Source organism: Psychrobacter sp. CX97 (assembly GCF_057396285.1).
In genome coordinates this window covers 1-17,767 of the sequence record NZ_JBXYJE010000004.1, presented here as the reverse complement: position 1 = coordinate 17,767, position 17,767 = coordinate 1, and the positions used below count along the sequence as shown (strand labels likewise).

The window sequence follows — 17,767 nt, the reverse complement described above, 5'->3', positions numbered from 1 at the left end:
GAAAGATTTAAGGTTAAGAGTAAGTAATTTGTCTGCAAGCATAATAAACAATGTACTTATCTTTAAAAACATAAATAGTCATAAATAACACCATATTAATATAACAGGAGCAATTCCCATGGCAGATATTAAAGCGCCAGTATTCCCAGAGTCAGTCGCTGACGGCACTATTGTTGAATGGCATGTAAGTGAGGGCGATCAAGTAAACCGTGATGACATTTTAGCTGAAATTGAAACAGATAAAGTGGTATTAGAAGTGGTTGCACCTGATGATGGTGTGGTTACTAAAATCGTTAAACAAGTCGATGATACAGTTCTTTCAGATGAATTGATTGGTGAGTTTGAGGCGGGTGCTAGTGGCAATACCGATTCTGAGCCTGCTGTCGACCCCGATCAACCTGCTGCCCCTGTACAAGAAAAGCCTGCATCTGATGGTGGTGAGCCGCAACAGGCTGAAGTAGAGGAAAAAGATTTAAAAGATCAAAGTCCAGCAGTACGTAAAGCTGCCAAAGAGTCAGGAATTGATCCGAAACAGGTTGAAGGCAGTGGTCGCGGGGGTCGTGTAACCAAACAAGACATGTCTAGCCCAACACTTAAAGCAGACAGTTCTGTTAAATCTGACAGTGGTCGTCCTGTTGCTGAGTCAGTTGGTGAGCGCACTGAAAAGCGTGTGCCAATGACACGTCTACGCAAGCGTGTGGCTGAACGTCTATTATCAGCGACACAAGAAACGGCAATGTTAACGACGTTCAATGAAGTAAACATGAAACCATTAATGGATCTGCGTACTAAGTACAAAGAAGCATTTGAGAAACGCCACGGCACGCGCCTAGGTTTTATGTCTATGTTTGTAAAAGCTGCAACCGAAGCTTTAAAACGTTTCCCAGCGGTTAATGCTTCGATTGATGGAGATGATATTATTTATCATGGCTATTATGATATTGGGGTTGCCGTATCTTCAGATCGTGGTCTGGTGGTTCCTGTTCTACGTGACACTGATCGAATGAGCATGGCTGATGTAGAAGCTGGTATTCGTGAATTTGCTGGGAAGGCACGCGATGGTAAGTTGTCTTTAGAAGAGATGACTGGAGGTACATTCACTATCACTAATGGTGGTGTATTTGGATCTTTAATGTCAACGCCTATCTTGAATCCACCACAAACTGCTATTTTGGGTATGCATGCTATTAACGATCGTCCTATGGCAGTAGATGGTAAAGTTGAAATTCTACCAATGATGTATCTAGCATTATCCTACGACCATCGTATGATAGATGGTAAGGATGCAGTACAGTTCTTAGTCACTATCAAAGAGCTTGTAGAAGACCCAGCAATGTTACTATTAGATCTGTAAGGTCAACAGGCTTGTATCGGACAATCTGATACAAGCTTTTTTCATTATGATGTGATGATTAACCATCATTTTATAATCTAAAACATAAAAACAATGACACTTGACATTATTTAACTAACGGAATAAAAAATGAAAAATAATTATGATTTAGTCGTGATAGGTGGTGGTCCAGGCGGTTACGAAGCGGCCATTCGTGCAGGTCAACTGGGTATGACTGTTGCGTGTATCGAAAAACGTGTTTATAAAGGCGAGCCTGCATTAGGTGGAACGTGTTTGAACGTAGGTTGTATTCCTTCAAAAGCTTTACTTGACTCATCGCATCGCTATGAGGCAACTAAGCATGAATTAGCAGATCATGGCATTACCACTGGTGATGTAAGCATTGATGTAGAAAAAATGATCGAGCGTAAAGAGGGCATTGTTAAGCAGTTAACTGGTGGTATTGCTATGCTACTTAAAGGCAATGGGGTTGATTGGTTACAAGGCTGGGGTACTTTAGTTGACGGAAAAGGTGACGAGAAAAAAGTTAAGTTTACGGCACTTGAAGATGAATCAGAAACGACCATTACCGCTAAGCATGTTATTTTAGCGGCAGGCTCCGTCCCTATCGAAATTCCAGTTGCAAAAATTGACGAGGAATATATCGTTGACTCCACTGGTGCGCTTGACTTTACTGTAGTACCTAAGCGTTTAGGTGTCATTGGTGCCGGTGTTATCGGCCTTGAGCTTGGATCTGTATGGCGTCGTTTAGGTTCAAAAGTCACTATCTATGAGGCTTTACCAGAGTTCTTAGCAGCCGCTGATAAAGACATTGCTAAAGAAGCTGGCAAGCTACTTAAAAAGCAAGGTCTAGATATTCGCGTGGATACCAAGGTTACCAATGCTGAAGTAAAAGAGGGTCAAGTCGTGGTCACTAGTGAAAAAGGTGGCGAATCTTCTGAGGAGACCTTTGATAAGCTAATCGTTTGTGTCGGTCGCCGTGCCTATTCTGAAAAATTATTAGCTGAGGACTGCGGTATCAAGTTAACAGAACGTGGGTTGGTTGAAGTTGATGACCAATGTAAAACTAACCTTGATGGCGTATATGCCATTGGCGACTTAGTGCGTGGTCCAATGCTGGCTCATAAAGCTATGGAAGAGGGTATGATGGCAGTTGAGCGCATTCATGGCGAAAAAGCGCAAGTTAACTATGACACCATTATTAATGTTATCTATACTCATCCCGAAATTGCATGGGTTGGTTTGACTGAGCAAGAGGCTAAGAATCAGGGCTATGACGTTAAGACTGGTTCATTCAACTTAGCAGCTAACGGTCGTGCTTTAGCGCAAGGCGAAGGTCAAGGCTCCATCAAAGTAGTGGCTGACGCTAAAACTGACCGCCTGCTAGGTATGCACGCTATTTCTGCTGGTGCCGGTGATATTGTTCATCAGGGTATGATTGCGATGGAGTTTGTATCTAGTATTGAAGACTTACAACTCATGACGTTTGCTCATCCAACGATTAGCGAAGCTGTACATGAAGCCGCTCTTTCTGCTGATGGCCGCGCTATTCATGCTATCCAACGTAAAAAACGTAAATAGCACATTAAAATAGACAGTACTTTAAAAATAGTAGAGTAAATAGAGTTTAGCTATTTTCGTTGTTTTTATATGTCATACGCATTACAAAGACCTTGGTTTAATAGGATAAAAACGACAACATCTTAATCAGGGTCATTTTGTGATCTGGACTAACCTAAAAGGGGAAACTTCATGAATTTACATGAATATCAAGCAAAAGAACTACTAGCCAGCTATGGCTTGCCTATCCAAAAAGGAACCATTGCTTATAATGGAGATGAAGCTGCTGCTGCATTTGATAAGAACCCAACGGATATCGCAGTCATTAAAGCTCAGGTTCACGCTGGTGGTCGCGGTAAGGCTGGCGGGGTTAAGCTGGTTAAGACTCGTGAAGAAGCTAAAGCGGTAGCAGAAGAGCTAATTGGTAAAAATTTAGTTACGTATCAAACCGATAGCGATGGTCAACCAGTCAACTTTGTCTTGGTTGCTGAAGACATGTATCCAGTACGCACGGAGCTTTATCTTGGTGCAGTAGTTGATCGTGCAACCCGCCGTATCACTTTCATGGCATCTACAGAAGGTGGTGTTGAAATTGAGAAAGTAGCCGCTGAAACGCCTGAGAAAATCTTTAATATTACCGTTGATCCATTAGTCGGATTGATGCCTTATCAAGCCCGAGAAGTTGCTTTTAAACTGGGTTTAGAAGGTAAGCAAGTGAGTCAGTTTGTCAAGCTTATGACCGGTGCATATAAAGCATTTGTAGAAAATGACTTCGAAATGATTGAGATTAATCCATTAGCTGTGCGTGAAAACGGTGAGTTAGCGTGTGTTGATGGAAAGATTGGTGTTGATTCAAATGCCCTGTTCCGTCAACCAAAAATTGCTGAGTTGCATGACCCTTCGCAAGAAAATGAGCGTGAGTTAAAAGCTGCTGAGTTTGATCTAAACTATGTTGCCCTTGAAGGTAATATTGGATGTATGGTTAATGGTGCGGGTCTTGCTATGGCCACAATGGATATCATTAAACTATATGGCGGTAAACCAGCCAACTTCTTAGATGTTGGCGGCGGGGCAACTAAAGACCGTGTTGTTGAAGCGTTTAAAATCATTTTAGAGGATGACAGTGTTGAAGGTGTGTTAATTAACATCTTTGGTGGGATTGTGCGCTGCGACATGATTGCAGAAGCCATTATTGCTGCTGTGAAAGAAGTCAATGTTACCGTGCCTGTTGTAGTTCGCTTAGAAGGTAATAACGCTGAAAAAGGTGCCCAGTTACTAGAAGAGTCTGATGTTAAGCTGACTTCAGCTCAAGGTTTATCAGACGCTGCGCAAAAGATTGTTTCTGCGGTTGGAACCAACATTGTTGACTAAATAAGTGATCATAATCAGGAGTATATAATGAGTGTATTAATCAATAAAGACACCAAAGTATTGGTGCAAGGTTTTACGGGCAACAATGGTACTTTCCATTCTAAACAAGCTATTGAATATGGTACTAAAGTTGTTGGTGGGGTAACACCTGGTAAAGGCGGCCAAACTCACTTAGGTTTGCCTGTTTTCAATACGATGAAAGAAGCTATGGAAGCGACGAATGCGGACGCTTCTGTTATATATGTGCCAGCGCCATTTGTACTAGATTCAATTGTCGAAGCAGTAGATTCAGGTGTCAAGCTGATCGTTGTTATTACTGAAGGTGTACCTACTTTAGACATGCTTAAAGCGAAGCGTTACATCGAGCAAGCAGGTGATGTAAAAATGGTCGGTCCAAACTGCCCAGGCGTTATCACACCAGGCGAATGTAAAATTGGTATCATGCCCGGTCATATTCATCAGCCCGGTAAAGTGGGTATCATCTCACGCTCTGGTACACTAACCTATGAGGCGGTTGCACAAACCACTAAGCTTGGCTTCGGTCAGTCGACGTGTATCGGTATTGGTGGCGACCCTATTCCAGGCATGAACCAAATCGATTGCTTGAAAATGTTCCAAGATGACCCACAGACTGAAGCTATTGTGCTTATTGGTGAAATCGGCGGTACCGCTGAAGAAGCCGCTGCTGCTTACATCAAAGATCATGTTACTAAACCTGTTATCGGCTATATTGCTGGGGTTACTGCCCCTAAAGGTAAACGTATGGGTCATGCAGGTGCCATCATTTCGGGCGGTAAAGGGACTGCAGAAGAGAAGTTTAAAGCATTCGAAGATGCAGGTATTGCTTATACCCGTGATCCCTCTAAGATTGGTGAGATGGTTAAGGAAGTTACTGGCTGGTAGTGATACTATTGACTCTCTGAGATGATGAACGGTAGTATTTTCCGTCTAAAATGTCAAATTATCTTGATATTGTGACAAAAACACCCCTATAATGGGGTGTTTTTTATTAACAAAGTAGAAAAATTTATGACAAATATTTTGAATTTAATTGGACGACAAGCTAGGCTTTTCGATAAAGATATTAGTGATCATGAAGCAGAACTAACCTCAACGATTAATAATTCAACTTTTTTGGTTATTGGTGGCGCAGGATCTATCGGTCAAGCAGTGACTAAAGAGATTTTTAAAAGACAACCAAAAAAACTTCATGTTGTCGATATTAGTGAAAATAATTTAGTAGAGCTGGTTAGAGACTTACGTAGTAGTTATGGCTATATCGATGGGGACTTTCAAACATTTGCTCTAGATATCGGTTCGCTTGAGTACGATGCCTTTATAGAAAGTGATGGTAAATACGACTATGTTTTAAATTTATCTGCTCTTAAGCATGTGCGTAGTGAAAAAGATCCTTTCACATTAATGAGAATGATTAATGTGAATATATTTAATACTGAAAAAACAATTAAGCAGGCCATTAAAAAGGGTACTAAGAAATATTTTTGCGTATCGACGGATAAAGCTGCGAATCCAGTTAACATGATGGGTGCTAGTAAGCGCATTATGGAAATGTTTTTGTTGAAATACTCAGAGCAGATTGAGATTTCAACGGCTAGATTTGCTAATGTTGCTTTCAGTGATGGATCGCTACTTCATGGTTTTGATCAAAGAATCAAGAAAAATCAGCCTATTGTTGCTCCTTCTGATATTAGACGCTATTTTGTAACACCTCAAGAATCCGGTGAGTTGTGTTTGATGTCATGTATTTTTGGTAAAAAGGGAGATATTTTCTTTCCAAAATTAAGTGAAGAGCTTCATTTGATTACCTTTTCTGACATTGCAATTAAGTATTTGCATAGTAAAGGTCTGACGCCACATCTATGTAAATCTGAAGATGAGGCTAGAGACTATTTTGGCAGCCATACTCAGTTAAACGGCAATACTTGGCCCTGCTTATTCACTGAAAGTGATACGACTGGCGAAAAAGATTTCGAAGAATTCTATACAGAAAAAGAAGTTCTAGACTTTAACACCTTTCATAACCTCGGTGTCATCAAGAATACTGATAATGTGAATAAGGATTTAACAGATAAGCTCGATCATTTCACAAATGAAATTAATCGAATGCAATCTTCACTCACTTGGACAAAAGATGAAATTGTGAAGTTATTCCTTTACATGTTGCCTGAGTTCGGTCATAAAGAAACTGGCAAATACTTAGATGGAAAAATGTAATGCAGGATCATATTATTGAGTTTGTTAGAGAGCATTATAAAACAAATGAATTTATTCCATTACATGAGCCTAGATTTGATCATAGGGAAGAAGAGCTTGTCCTAAATACTATTAAAAGTACATTTGTTTCAAGTGTTGGCAAATATGTAGACGAATTTGAATATGGGCTCAAAGATTATACAAATGCTACCAAAGTAATCGCAGTAGTAAATGGCACGAGTTCCCTATATGCAGCGCTTTATCATTGTGGTGTGGGCATTAATGATATTGTGATTACCCAAGCATTAACCTTTGTTGCAACTGCTAATGCTGTTAATCAATTGCATGCAAAATGTGTTTTTGTAGATGTTGCTAAAGATACATTGGGTATGTGTCCTGATTCATTGGATGAGTTCTTAGATGGCAATGCTATATTAAATGATGATGGAGACTGCTATTTAAAACGAACGGGTCAGCAGATTAAGGCGGTTGTCCCAATGCATACATTTGGGCATCCGGTTGAAATTAATGCTATCTCTAAGATATGTGACAAATGGCATTTAAATTTAGTCGAAGATGCCGCTGAGTCACTAGGATCATATTATAAGGATCAGCACACCGGAACTTTTGGTCGTTATGGGGTACTTAGTTTTAATGGTAATAAAATTATAACGACTGGTGGCGGAGGTGCAGTTTTATGCCGCTCAGAAGAAGATTGTAAGGATTTAAAGTACATTACCACGACCGCTAAACAGCCCCATCCGTACAAATTTTTCCATGATAAGGCGGGTTTCAACTTTAGACTGCCAAATTTAAATGCTGCATTGGGCTGTGCCCAACTTGAAAAACTTTCTATGTTTGTGGAGAACAAAAGAGCGCTTGCGAATGACTATGCGCAATTATTTAGCAACTCGCCGTATGAATTTGTTAAAGAACCTAAATATGCACGTTCAAATTATTGGCTAAATGCAATAGTCTGTGAAGATATGGCGGCACGAGATAGCTTATTAGAATATACAAATAAAAATGGTGTTATGACACGCCCAGTATGGGAATTAATGAGTGACTTACCAATGTATTCTGATTCTATCAAAACTAACCTAGATAATAGCAGGTGGTTTGCCCAAAGATTAGTTAACTTACCGAGTAGTGTAAAGTTATGAGTATTGAAAATATGAGAGTAAAAATTATTGGAGCTGGTGGTTTCGCAATGGAACTAGCTGAATATATAGATGATAATAATCGTCACCTTGAGAATCAAATCATTATTGAAGGTTTTTTTGATATTGATGATGAGTCGTATAATTCTAATGAATTTAATGCGCCTTATTTGGGATCGGAGCGCGATTTCAACTTCACTCCACGGGATAACGTCTTGATTGCAATTGGGGACTTAGATACTAGAAATAAGGTAATTGACTATTTAGAAACTACACCTGCAAATATTGTCAGCTTTACCCATCACTCATGCGTTATAGCGTCTAGTAGCGATATTGGCAAAGGTACTATTATTTGTCCATACAGTATAATTGGTCCTATGACTAAAGTCGGTAGCTATAATTTAATTAACTATCAATGTGCTGTACCCCATAACTGTGAATTAGGTGATAAAAATGTATTTTCACCTAATGTGCACGTTACTGGTTATACTAAGATAGGGAGCAATAATTTTTTTGGTGTTTCCACTGGAACGATGCCATCTATAGTCATAGGAGATAATAATAAAATCCAAGCAGGTTTGTTAATAACCAAAAATATAAAAAATAATTCAATTGTTTTTTCAATGCAAAAAATAAAAACAATGGAGATGTATAAATGATTAAGCCCGTATTTATCATTGCCGAAGCTGGTGTTAATCATAACGGTTCAATCGAAGTTGCTAAAAGATTGATTGATGCTGCTGCCTCCGCAGGTGTTGATGCAGTTAAATTCCAAACATTTGTTACTGAAAATTGTGTAGTTAAAACGGCACCAAAAGCTGACTATCAGATTTGCCAAACTGGGTCAAGTGATAGCCAGTTTGAAATGTTAAAAAAGCTTGAGTTATCTCATGAAGATCATGAGGAGTTAATTAAGTATTGTAAGCAAAAAGACATCATGTTCTTTTCCACAGGTTTTGATTTGGATAGTTTGGACTATTTAAAATCATTAGGGTTTAATTTAGCTAAGATACCGTCAGGAGAAATAACAAACCTGCCATACCTTCGCAAGATTGCTAACTGTTTTGATGAAGTGATTATGTCTACCGGAATGGCTAGCATTGAGGAGATTAAAGAAGCAGTAGATGTTCTTACAAAAGAGGGTGTAAGTAAAGAGAAGCTTACGGTATTACATTGTAATACAGAGTACCCCACTCCTATGAGCGATGTAAATCTTTATGCCATGATGCATATTAAAGATATTTTTAAGGTAAATATAGGTTATTCCGACCATACACTAGGAATTGAAGTGCCGACAGCAGCAGTTGCTCTTGGCGCTACCGTCATAGAGAAACATTTTACTTTAAGCAGAGAAATGGCTGGTCCAGACCATGCTGCCTCCTTGGAGCCTGATGAGTTAAAAGCAATGGTTCGATCTATAAGAAACATTGAATTGGCAATTAGTGGTAGCGGATTAAAAGAACCTTCGGCATCTGAGAAGAAAAATATTCAGATGGCACGAAAAAGCATTGTAAGTAAATGTGTTATAAAAAAGGGCGAAACTTTGACAGAAGATAACTTGACTGTTAAAAGGCCAGCTACTGGTATATCGCCTATGAAATGGGATAATGTGGTTGGGCAAATCGCTAAGAAAAACTACCAACCAGATGAGTTAATTGAGCTGTAAATAGAGTTTAGGAGTAATTATGAGCATTAGACAAGTTATTATTGATACGTATTTTGAAATTTTAGAGCAAACTGATTCTGAACTATCAGTTGATGGGATCAACGATGACACGGTTTTACTTGAAAGTGGGTTGAGTTCTTTAGGGTTCGCAATTTTAGTTGCGACTCTGGAAGAAAAATTAGATTTTGATCCATTTACAATGATGGATGAGCCTGTCTACCCTACTACTTTTGGCGAATTTGTTGCTATTTACGAAAAAATGAATCCCAATTCATAACTAATAATAGATTAATGATATGCATAATACTTTACAAAGCCTTACTAAAAAGATACCAGCTGAACAAACGGCGTTTATTCTTCCTTCTGAGCCTAATATTACCCATGGTATGCTTAGGAGTCGTAAAGACGAACATGGCGAAGTTCTCAACCAATTACAAGGTAGAAAAGTTGTCATTTATGGAAGGTCACGAAAAGAGTTTGCATTATTACTTTACCTTTTAGATGGCACGGCTTCAGATATTCTTTTTTTACCGACAGATATAAATAAAGACCTATATAAAAAGTATATTGATCAGGTCAATATTGAATTTGAGGTAGAATACGATAATCAAAAGGGTCTTCTATTAACTCCAGTCAAATCTATCGATAGTAATGGTTCTACTAAGTTAGCTAATTATCACCAAACAAGCTGGATTATTCCAACTTCAGGTACTACTAACATCCCCAAATTAGTAGCTCATAATTTAGATAGTTTAACAAGGACTATTAAATTAAATGCCGAGGTAGGTAAAAAGTTTACGTGGGGCTTAGTATACGATATTTATCGTTTTGCAGGTATTCAAGTATATTTACAAGCACTGCTAGGCGGTTCTGCTTTAGCTATACCAGAGTCTGATATGATTATGAGCTCAATGCTATCATTCTTTGCACAAAGTAACTGCAACACTATATCTGCCACCCCTTCATTCTGGCGTAAAGCTTTAATGTCTCCAGTTATTAAAGATTTGAAGTTATTAAACCTGACTTTGGGCGGTGAGATTGCTGACAATCAAATACTTAAATCCTTACAACAGCAATTTCCACAGGCTAAAATTCGACATATCTATGCATCAACTGAAGCTGGGGTAGGATTCTCTGTTAATGACTGTAAAGCGGGTTTTCCCCTAAGTTACTTAAACTCAACGGAGTCGGGAGTTAGTTTAAAACTTGATGAATCTGGTGAGCTTTGCATCAAACCGAATAAAAAGAGTCAGCATTACATGTCTGGTATGCTAATGTACGAAAAAGATGGGTATATTAAAACGGGTGATCTGGTAGAGGTAGTAGGCGATAGAGTTGTTTTCCTAGGGCGTGAGTCTGGAGCAATAAATGTTGGAGGTAGTAAAGTTCAACCAGAAGAGGTAGAACATTGTATCTTAGAAACAGGGTTGGTAAACCAAGTTGTTGTTTATGGAAAATCAAGCTCAATGCTAGGGTCTCTAGTATGTGCAAATGTTGTGCTAAAAGATTCCACACAAGATAAGAAATCTATAAAGCAAGACATTATTTCTCAATGCAAGCGTAGTCTTGAACCATATAAAGTACCTGCAATTATAAAGTTCGTTGAACAAATTGAAATTACACAGAGTGGAAAAATAAAAAGAGGCTAAGTATGAGTAAGGGTTTGGTTATTGTTACTGGTGTTTCTCAAGGACTGGGTTTAGCAATCACTGGTCGTTTATTAAATGATGGATATAAAGTAGTTGGTATCAGCAGAAAACAAACAGATGAGTTCAAAGAGCTTGAAGCTTCTTTTGAGGGCAGTATATTTTTTTATAGTTATGACTTTAATAACTTAGATGGTATTCATGACTTGGTTAAATCAATAACTAAAGAGCATGGTGCTATTTATGGTTTAGTAAATAATGCTGCTTTAGGTCATGATGGTGTATTAAGTACTATGCATGACAGTCAAATAGCAGAGCTAATAAGAGTTAATGTTGAAGCACCGATATTATTGACCAAATATATTAGCCGCTCAATGCTGATGAAAATGAAGGGACGTATCATAAACATTGGCTCAATTATTGGGTCAACAGGATTTAATGGCCTATCAGTATATGGAGCAACTAAGTCTGCAATGGGTGGGTTTACACGTTCTTTAGCAAGAGAGCTTGGTAAAGCAAAAATAACCGTAAATACAGTTGCACCTGGTTATATGCAGACAGCTATGACTAGTGGTCTTCAAGGGTCAAAGTTAGAAAGTATTAAACGTAGAAGCTGTTTAGGGCAATTAGCAACAGTTAATGATGTTGCAGGAACGGTCTCATATTTACTTTCAGATGATGCAAAAAATATTACCGGTACAACATTTACAGTAGATGCTGGTAGTACGGCTTAAATATGTAGTGTATGACTTAAATCGGAAAAAACTAAGTATATAATTAAGAAGGTCTCATGAGAAGAATATGTGTTGTGACTGGCACTCGAGCTGAGTATGGATTGCTGTATTGGTTAATGAAAGAAATATCAGAAGATATTGATCTTGAATTGCAAGTGATAGCAACAGGTGCCCACCTTAGCCCAGAGTTCGGTTTAACATATAAAGAAATTAATTTTAAGATAAATAAAAAGATTGAGATTTTACTCTCTAGTGATACTTCAGTAGGAGTTACAAAATCTACAGGATTAGCTCAAATCTCATTTGCTGAAGCATACGATGAATTAGCGCCAGATTTTGTTGTTCTTTTAGGTGATCGATATGAAATACTGTCTGCTGCTATTGCAGCAATGATTGCTAATATACCAATCGTGCATTTGCATGGCGGTGAAACAACAGAGGGTGCTTTTGATGAGTCAATAAGGCATGCAATTACCAAGATGAGTCATTTGCATTTTACTGCGGCAGAAGAATACAGGAATAGGGTAATTCAATTGGGAGAAAATCCTCAAACTGTATTTAATGTTGGCGGGATGGGTATTGAAAATATAAAACGCATGAAGCTTCTTGATAAAGAGCAGTTACAAGAACAATTAGGATTTAAGTTTCTTCAGAAAAATTTATTAGTGACTTTCCACCCTGTGACTCTTGAGCAAAATAGTGCCGCAGATCAATTTATGGAGTTATTACAAGCACTGGATGCTCTTGAAAACACTAGATTGATTTTCACTAAAGCCAACAGCGATACTGATGGAAGATTGATTAATTCAATGATAGATGAGTATGTATCCAATAATGGCAGTAAAGCTGCTGGATTTGTATCATTAGGTCAACTTCGTTTTCTAAGTTGTTTAAAGTTTGTTGATGCAGTCGTTGGTAATAGTTCTAGTGGTATTTCAGAAGCCCCGAGCTTTAATATAGGTACCATCAATATAGGTGACCGTCAAAAAGGTCGCTTGAAGTCTTTAAGTGTTATTGATTGTAAGCCCACTACTTCAGATATATCTAGAAGTCTCAATTTTTTATATTCTGATACATTTAAAAAGGTTTTGGAAACTTCTAGAAATCCATACGAATCTGATGGATTCGCCAGTAAAAAGATTATAGAGAAGTTGAAAAACCCAAACTTTGGTAAAAATCTCCTTAAGAAAAGTTTTTATAATATGGAAGTTTAGTTATGAACCAAGCCGAGAAAATCAAAATTGAAGGTAAGAGTAGTATTCAAGCAGCCCTCAAGGTTATTGAGGATGGGGCAATGCATTTGGCTTTGGTAATAGATGAAGATGATAAGTTGATTGGCACGGTTTCAGATGGTGATATTAGAAGAGCGTTGCTAAAAAGCATACCTTTAGATAGACCCGTTTCCGAAATAATGTCATTAAAACCTATTTATATTGGTGTTAACACCGGTGAGGAAGAAGCTAAGGAAATAGCTATTCGTAATAAAGTTTATCAACTCCCTGTTGTAGATCAGCATCTACATGTTATTGATATAAAGCGTATTGAGGATTTTATTGAAAGTAAGACTAAAAGCAATAAAGTGGTATTAATGGTGGGTGGACTAGGTACAAGGCTACGTCCTTTGACGGATAAAACCCCGAAGCCTATGCTAAAGGTTGGTGATAGACCGATTCTGGAAACTATTCTATACCAGTTTAAGAAACATGGCTTTACGGATATTATTTTATGTGTGAATTATAAATCTGAAGTAATTGAAGATTATTTTGGTGATGGTAAGAATTTTGGTTTAAAGATTGAGTATATAAAAGAACAGAAAAGAATGGGAACCGCGGGTTCGCTAAGCATGATTAAGAATAAATTAACAGAACCCTTTTTTGTTATGAATGGTGATTTATTAACTAATATTAACTTAAAAAATCTATTAAATTATCATACAGACTTTAAAGCAGTAGCAACAATGTGCGTGAGAGAGTTTAACTTTGAAGTACCCTTTGGTGTAGTAGATATATATGACCATTACAAGATTAAAGCAGTAACTGAAAAGCCTACTCATAAATTTTTTGTTAGTGCTGGAATTTATATGTGTGATCCTAAAGTGCTTGATTTCATTCCAGAGGATAAGTTTTATGATATGCCGACTTTATTTCAAGATGTGATATCTGAAGGTCTAAATGCTGTTTCATTTCCTGTGCATGAATATTGGTTAGATATTGGAAGGATAGAACAGTTTCAACAAGCTAACGATGAGTACGAAGAGGTCTTTGGGGAATGAATAATAGTAATGTTGGTGTAATATTAGCGAGAGGGGGAAGCAAAAGACTTCCAAATAAAAATATTTTAAACTTGAACAATAAACCACTTATTTTATGGACTGTTGAAGCTGCTCTGAATAGTAAGTATATTGATGATGTGGTCGTCAGTAGTGATTCGGATGAAATTCTAGAAATAGTATCAGCCTATCCCGTCAAAACTATGAAAAGGCCTGCAGATTTAGCCAGCGATACAGCGTCTTCATTCGATGCATTAATGCACGTTCTTGATAGGTTCAAAGAGCACAAAACAGCTGTTTTATTACAACCAACAAGTCCACTTAGAACTTCTAAACATATCAATGAAGCTATAGGTATGTATATAGATAAGGAGGCTGATGGAGTGTTGTCAGTTTGTGAATGTGAGCATAGTCCGTTATGGTGTAATACATTACCTCAAGATAGAAATATGTCGAATTTTGTAGACCTCAATTTGATAGGTAAAAGAAGTCAAGATTTACCACAATATTACAGATTAAATGGCTCTATATATGTATTAAAGATAAGTGAAATCATTAAAAATAAAGAAATTTTTTTCAATGATAAGGTATATGCATACGAAATGCACCCTCATGATTCAATCGATATTGACACTATACTAGATTTTAAACTTGCAGAGCTTATAATGGAAAATAATATTCATTCATTAGGTTCTTAGATATGTGAAGAGATTATTAATGAGCAACGATAAATTCAGAAGAAATATAAAAAAATTAAAAAACAAGCCTAGGCTTTTTTGTCATGATGTAGTTGAAAAAAGACTGAATATGTTTATTACAAAAAATATCTTTTTTAATTCTAAAATAAATGATCTTAGTAATAAAACACATCAAGGGATAGATATTGTTTTTGATAAATTTAATAATTTAAAGCCAGATAGTCTTATTGAGCCTTCCGAAGTTATTAAGAAACCTGAAGTGGTTGGCAAAGCTGAGGATAAGACGAGTCGTAAGTCGATAAAAATAAATACAACACATAAATCTTATACTAATATAGGGGTTAGAAATAATAAAACCTTGCTTGAGACGGAAAGCGAAATTTACGATTTAGTTTCTAGCTATCCTGTAAACTCATTAAAGGTAGGTAATGAATATATATGGCCTTATTTAAGAAGCCATCTATTAGTTGATCTATATTCGAGTTGGATGGGAAGAGACCGATTTAATACACTTAATCCTCGGTCTGTTAATACTTGGTACCATTCAAACCTTCCATTAACCTTCAGACAAAAAATGAAAAGCGAGTTTCATGCTAAGGATTATAATGACTTAGGAAATGAGTCTGCTGATATATTGTTTTTTGTTCAAAACAACGGTTTTGGGAGAGTAAAGATTGAAGACTTCATTTATCACAGGCTTTTTGACTCTTTATATGAAGAAACAATTAGAATAGGCATACCTTCCAAAAAAATCGAGATTCTTCAAGCAGGAAAAAACTTTGAATTTCTTAATACATGGCATAAACTTCGATACCCAAGCCTTTTCGTTTTAGCACCTGATGTAGGCGTTACAGGCTACTCCAAAAACTTAAAGCTTGATAAACTTTTTTTTGAGAAATATGAATCAAATCTAGTTAGCTTAAATACACCTTCTCCTGAATTAGTCAAAGAGGTAATCGATTTTGAATTACACTCAAGAGATTGGATGAAGGATATGCTTAAACAGCTAAACCCCAAAGTTATTTTTGTAGCCTGCTATCACTACTGGGGTGCTTTAATCTCTGCAGCACATGAGTTAGGCATACTGACTGTGGATGTACAACATGGTGTCTACGGTAATAATGGAGTTCTATATAATAACCACCAAGAAATACCATTTGATGGTTATCAAGCATACCCTGATCTATTTGCTGTATGGGGAATAAAAGAGTATAAACAAATAGAAAGAAATTTTAAAAGAACTAGAAAGCACAGCCCTATACTTATGGGCAACCCATGGTTAAATAAATTAAAAAGTTTTCCTGATACCTTATCTAAAAGTGTTAGAACAAAACTAAAGACTGATAAAACAGTAGCTTTAATAATATTAAGAGATCAATCACAGTTGCCGAGTTTGTATAAAGAGATTATTACAGAAACTAAACACGATATCTTATGGATTGTTAGACATCATCCTACAAAAAGAAAAGTTTTTGATCACTCTGACTTTTCAACAAAGCACGATGTGATTATTAGCGATGAGGTTGATAGTGCAATAATCAGTGAGTTGTTTAAATACGTAGATATTACAATTTCCGAGGGATCTTCACTTGCACTTGAAGGTACTTATTATGGTGCTAGAGGTATTGTTTTTTCTGAAACTGGATACTCTGTATTTAAGGAAGAGATTAAAGATAATGTTTTTGACTTTATTCGAAGTGTCAATGAATTTGATATAGTCGTAGATAAAGTTGTTTCAAAAGACAAGATCCTAATCTCTAACGTCTTTTCACATCGGCCAGTTAATGAATTCTTACAAGAAGTTATGCATCTAAGTGGTAGTAAACAACCAAATGGCAATCCCTATTGTTATGATAATATATATGGTATAGAAAAATATAGACAACAAGTAGCTAAACTTTTAGAGCAAATAGAAGTCTACAAAAAGTATAATGATTTTGAAGAAGCGCTTAATAGGTTTTTAGAGTTACGTGGATATTTATCTACTATGGAGTTGATGACTAACGAACAAGATGTCAAAAACAATAATCATGCTGTCGAGGCTAGAGTTTTTAGTAGAGAGCTCAGAAAAGAGTTTAGTTTAGAAGACGCAAATGTATTATTAATAAGTGATTCTATCCAATTACCTCGTTACAATGTCAAACCAAGCTCACCTAATTACATTAAGAAAACTACAAGTTGGCATTTCAACAATTTAATGAAGACAAATCCTTATAATAAATTTACGATGCAAAGTTGGTTACAGCGGTATTTTACAACTCAGAAACTATTAAAATATTGGGCTGATATTGTTAAAAATGTGAAGAATAAGCATATAGTTATACACTTAGGCTCATCTGAATGTGTTGAACATATTTTTTTGGAAGTTCATAGAATCGGTTTGAGCTTACTTCAAGAAAGTGTAAGAAATAAAATTCTTAAGCACGCAGACTTCTTCAAAAAGGAACTTATGAATAGAGGGTTGATTGATTGTGAAAATAATCATGAAAACTTTAAAAGAAATATATTGATGATTGTTGATCGCTTAAAAAGCGAAGAAGTAGCTAGCATAACATTCATTAATTTACATCAAGCTTTCGGGTCTACATCAGGTTATTCTCAATCACAATATGATAAGTTTGTTATTTTTAATGATGTAATAAATACTGTTGTAGATTCACAAAATAATATTAACTTAATAAGTTTTCAAGATTTATTAAGAAACTACAATTACGAGCAACTAGTCTCTTCTGATAAATTTCATTTATTAGATAGAGGGCATGAAGCCTTAAGTGCAGCTATTATCAATAAATTGGAGTCCTTGAAGTCAGTCTCTAATGAATTAGGTTAAATAGTTTTTGTTCTTTATTTTTGATAAATAATAAAGTTTAAGATTTGAAATAGTTTTATAGGGTAGTACGGTCTAAACTAATGATTTTATTTTTAAAAGTAGATTACCTGAATTCAAATTTTAGTATATTTTGGAAATTGAACCGCCCCGTGATTGTCGGAGACCTAACTTTCTGAGAGAATACGACAATGAAAACACGAAACTATACCCCTGAAATAAAAGAGCGAGCCGTCCGTATGCTAATTGAAGCTAAAGACGACTACCC

General features: G+C 36.6%; 15 protein-coding genes. All 15 read left to right on the top strand.

Annotation, left to right across the window (positions count from 1 at the left end; genetic code table 11):
* The first annotated feature begins 118 nt into the window (after positions 1 to 118).
* Entirely contained in the window at positions 119 to 1,354 is a 1,236-nt protein-coding gene (gene odhB / locus AC2SLL_RS04265; RefSeq protein ID WP_486530447.1) for a 2-oxoglutarate dehydrogenase complex dihydrolipoyllysine-residue succinyltransferase, read from the top strand.
* Between the two features lie 129 nt (positions 1,355 to 1,483).
* Positions 1,484 to 2,935 (top strand): dihydrolipoyl dehydrogenase, encoded by a 1,452-nt coding sequence (gene lpdA / locus AC2SLL_RS04260; RefSeq protein ID WP_486530446.1) that lies wholly within the window; start codon positions 1,484 to 1,486, stop codon positions 2,933 to 2,935.
* 171 nt (positions 2,936 to 3,106) lie between these two features.
* A complete protein-coding gene (gene sucC, locus AC2SLL_RS04255; RefSeq protein WP_486530445.1) occupies positions 3,107 to 4,285 on the top strand; it encodes an ADP-forming succinate--CoA ligase subunit beta in 1,179 nt (392 codons plus the stop codon).
* Positions 4,286 to 4,312: 27 nt separating this feature from the next.
* Positions 4,313 to 5,188, top strand: coding sequence for a succinate--CoA ligase subunit alpha (sucD, locus tag AC2SLL_RS04250; protein ID WP_486530444.1), 876 nt, complete (start codon positions 4,313 to 4,315; stop codon positions 5,186 to 5,188).
* Between the two features lie 126 nt (positions 5,189 to 5,314).
* Positions 5,315 to 6,520 (top strand): UDP-N-acetylglucosamine 4,6-dehydratase, encoded by a 1,206-nt coding sequence (locus AC2SLL_RS04245; protein WP_486530443.1) that lies wholly within the window; start codon positions 5,315 to 5,317, stop codon positions 6,518 to 6,520.
* Complete coding sequence (locus AC2SLL_RS04240) at positions 6,520 to 7,662, top strand: LegC family aminotransferase (protein WP_486530442.1); 1,143 nt, start codon at positions 6,520 to 6,522, stop codon at positions 7,660 to 7,662. Before AC2SLL_RS04245 ends, AC2SLL_RS04240 begins: the two co-directional genes overlap by 1 nt.
* Entirely contained in the window at positions 7,659 to 8,318 is a 660-nt protein-coding gene (locus AC2SLL_RS04235; protein WP_486530441.1) for an acetyltransferase, read from the top strand. Before AC2SLL_RS04240 ends, AC2SLL_RS04235 begins: the two co-directional genes overlap by 4 nt.
* Positions 8,315 to 9,325 carry an N-acetylneuraminate synthase gene (neuB, locus tag AC2SLL_RS04230; protein ID WP_486530440.1) on the top strand — a complete coding sequence of 337 codons (1,011 nt, stop codon included), beginning with the start codon at positions 8,315 to 8,317 and terminating at the stop codon, positions 9,323 to 9,325. Before AC2SLL_RS04235 ends, neuB begins: the two co-directional genes overlap by 4 nt.
* A 19-nt stretch (positions 9,326 to 9,344) precedes the next feature.
* On the top strand, positions 9,345 to 9,602 hold the full coding sequence (locus tag AC2SLL_RS04225; protein ID WP_486530439.1) for a phosphopantetheine-binding protein: 258 nt from the start codon (positions 9,345 to 9,347) through the stop codon (positions 9,600 to 9,602).
* A 19-nt stretch (positions 9,603 to 9,621) separates the two neighbouring features.
* Positions 9,622 to 10,974: an AMP-binding protein gene (locus AC2SLL_RS04220; protein WP_486530438.1), complete on the top strand. Its 1,353-nt coding sequence runs from the start codon at positions 9,622 to 9,624 to the stop codon at positions 10,972 to 10,974.
* Positions 10,975 to 10,976: 2 nt separating this feature from the next.
* Positions 10,977 to 11,705: an SDR family NAD(P)-dependent oxidoreductase gene (locus AC2SLL_RS04215; protein ID WP_486530437.1), complete on the top strand. Its 729-nt coding sequence runs from the start codon at positions 10,977 to 10,979 to the stop codon at positions 11,703 to 11,705.
* Between the two features lie 56 nt (positions 11,706 to 11,761).
* Complete coding sequence (neuC, locus tag AC2SLL_RS04210; protein WP_486530436.1) at positions 11,762 to 12,919, top strand: UDP-N-acetylglucosamine 2-epimerase; 1,158 nt, start codon at positions 11,762 to 11,764, stop codon at positions 12,917 to 12,919.
* A 2-nt stretch (positions 12,920 to 12,921) separates the two neighbouring features.
* Positions 12,922 to 13,977, top strand: coding sequence for a nucleotidyltransferase family protein (locus AC2SLL_RS04205; RefSeq protein ID WP_486530435.1), 1,056 nt, complete (start codon positions 12,922 to 12,924; stop codon positions 13,975 to 13,977).
* Entirely contained in the window at positions 13,974 to 14,672 is a 699-nt protein-coding gene (locus AC2SLL_RS04200) for an acylneuraminate cytidylyltransferase family protein (protein ID WP_486530434.1), read from the top strand. The genes AC2SLL_RS04205 and AC2SLL_RS04200 overlap by 4 nt, the downstream gene beginning before the upstream one ends.
* A gap of 19 nt (positions 14,673 to 14,691) precedes the next feature.
* Positions 14,692 to 17,502 (top strand): SGNH/GDSL hydrolase family protein, encoded by a 2,811-nt coding sequence (locus tag AC2SLL_RS04195; RefSeq protein ID WP_486530433.1) that lies wholly within the window; start codon positions 14,692 to 14,694, stop codon positions 17,500 to 17,502.
* The last annotated feature ends 265 nt before the right edge of the window (positions 17,503 to 17,767 follow it).

What these genes read in the sequence shown, in the direction of transcription:
- sucD (WP_486530444.1), top strand. Translation starts at nt 4,313, where the DNA reads ATGAGTGTATTAATCAATAAAGACACCAAAGTATTGGTGCAAGGTTTT.
- sucC (WP_486530445.1), top strand. Translation starts at nt 3,107, where the DNA reads ATGAATTTACATGAATATCAAGCAAAAGAACTACTAGCCAGCTATGGC.
- neuB (WP_486530440.1), top strand. Translation starts at nt 8,315, where the DNA reads ATGATTAAGCCCGTATTTATCATTGCCGAAGCTGGTGTTAATCATAAC.
- AC2SLL_RS04235 (WP_486530441.1), top strand. Translation starts at nt 7,659, where the DNA reads ATGAGTATTGAAAATATGAGAGTAAAAATTATTGGAGCTGGTGGTTTC.
- AC2SLL_RS04200 (WP_486530434.1), top strand. Translation starts at nt 13,974, where the DNA reads ATGAATAATAGTAATGTTGGTGTAATATTAGCGAGAGGGGGAAGCAAA.
- AC2SLL_RS04220 (WP_486530438.1), top strand. Translation starts at nt 9,622, where the DNA reads ATGCATAATACTTTACAAAGCCTTACTAAAAAGATACCAGCTGAACAA.
- AC2SLL_RS04225 (WP_486530439.1), top strand. Translation starts at nt 9,345, where the DNA reads ATGAGCATTAGACAAGTTATTATTGATACGTATTTTGAAATTTTAGAG.
- neuC (WP_486530436.1), top strand. Translation starts at nt 11,762, where the DNA reads ATGAGAAGAATATGTGTTGTGACTGGCACTCGAGCTGAGTATGGATTG.
- AC2SLL_RS04195 (WP_486530433.1), top strand. Translation starts at nt 14,692, where the DNA reads ATGAGCAACGATAAATTCAGAAGAAATATAAAAAAATTAAAAAACAAG.
- lpdA (WP_486530446.1), top strand. Translation starts at nt 1,484, where the DNA reads ATGAAAAATAATTATGATTTAGTCGTGATAGGTGGTGGTCCAGGCGGT.
- odhB (WP_486530447.1), top strand. Translation starts at nt 119, where the DNA reads ATGGCAGATATTAAAGCGCCAGTATTCCCAGAGTCAGTCGCTGACGGC.
- AC2SLL_RS04240 (WP_486530442.1), top strand. Translation starts at nt 6,520, where the DNA reads ATGCAGGATCATATTATTGAGTTTGTTAGAGAGCATTATAAAACAAAT.
- AC2SLL_RS04245 (WP_486530443.1), top strand. Translation starts at nt 5,315, where the DNA reads ATGACAAATATTTTGAATTTAATTGGACGACAAGCTAGGCTTTTCGAT.
- AC2SLL_RS04205 (WP_486530435.1), top strand. Translation starts at nt 12,922, where the DNA reads ATGAACCAAGCCGAGAAAATCAAAATTGAAGGTAAGAGTAGTATTCAA.
- AC2SLL_RS04215 (WP_486530437.1), top strand. Translation starts at nt 10,977, where the DNA reads ATGAGTAAGGGTTTGGTTATTGTTACTGGTGTTTCTCAAGGACTGGGT.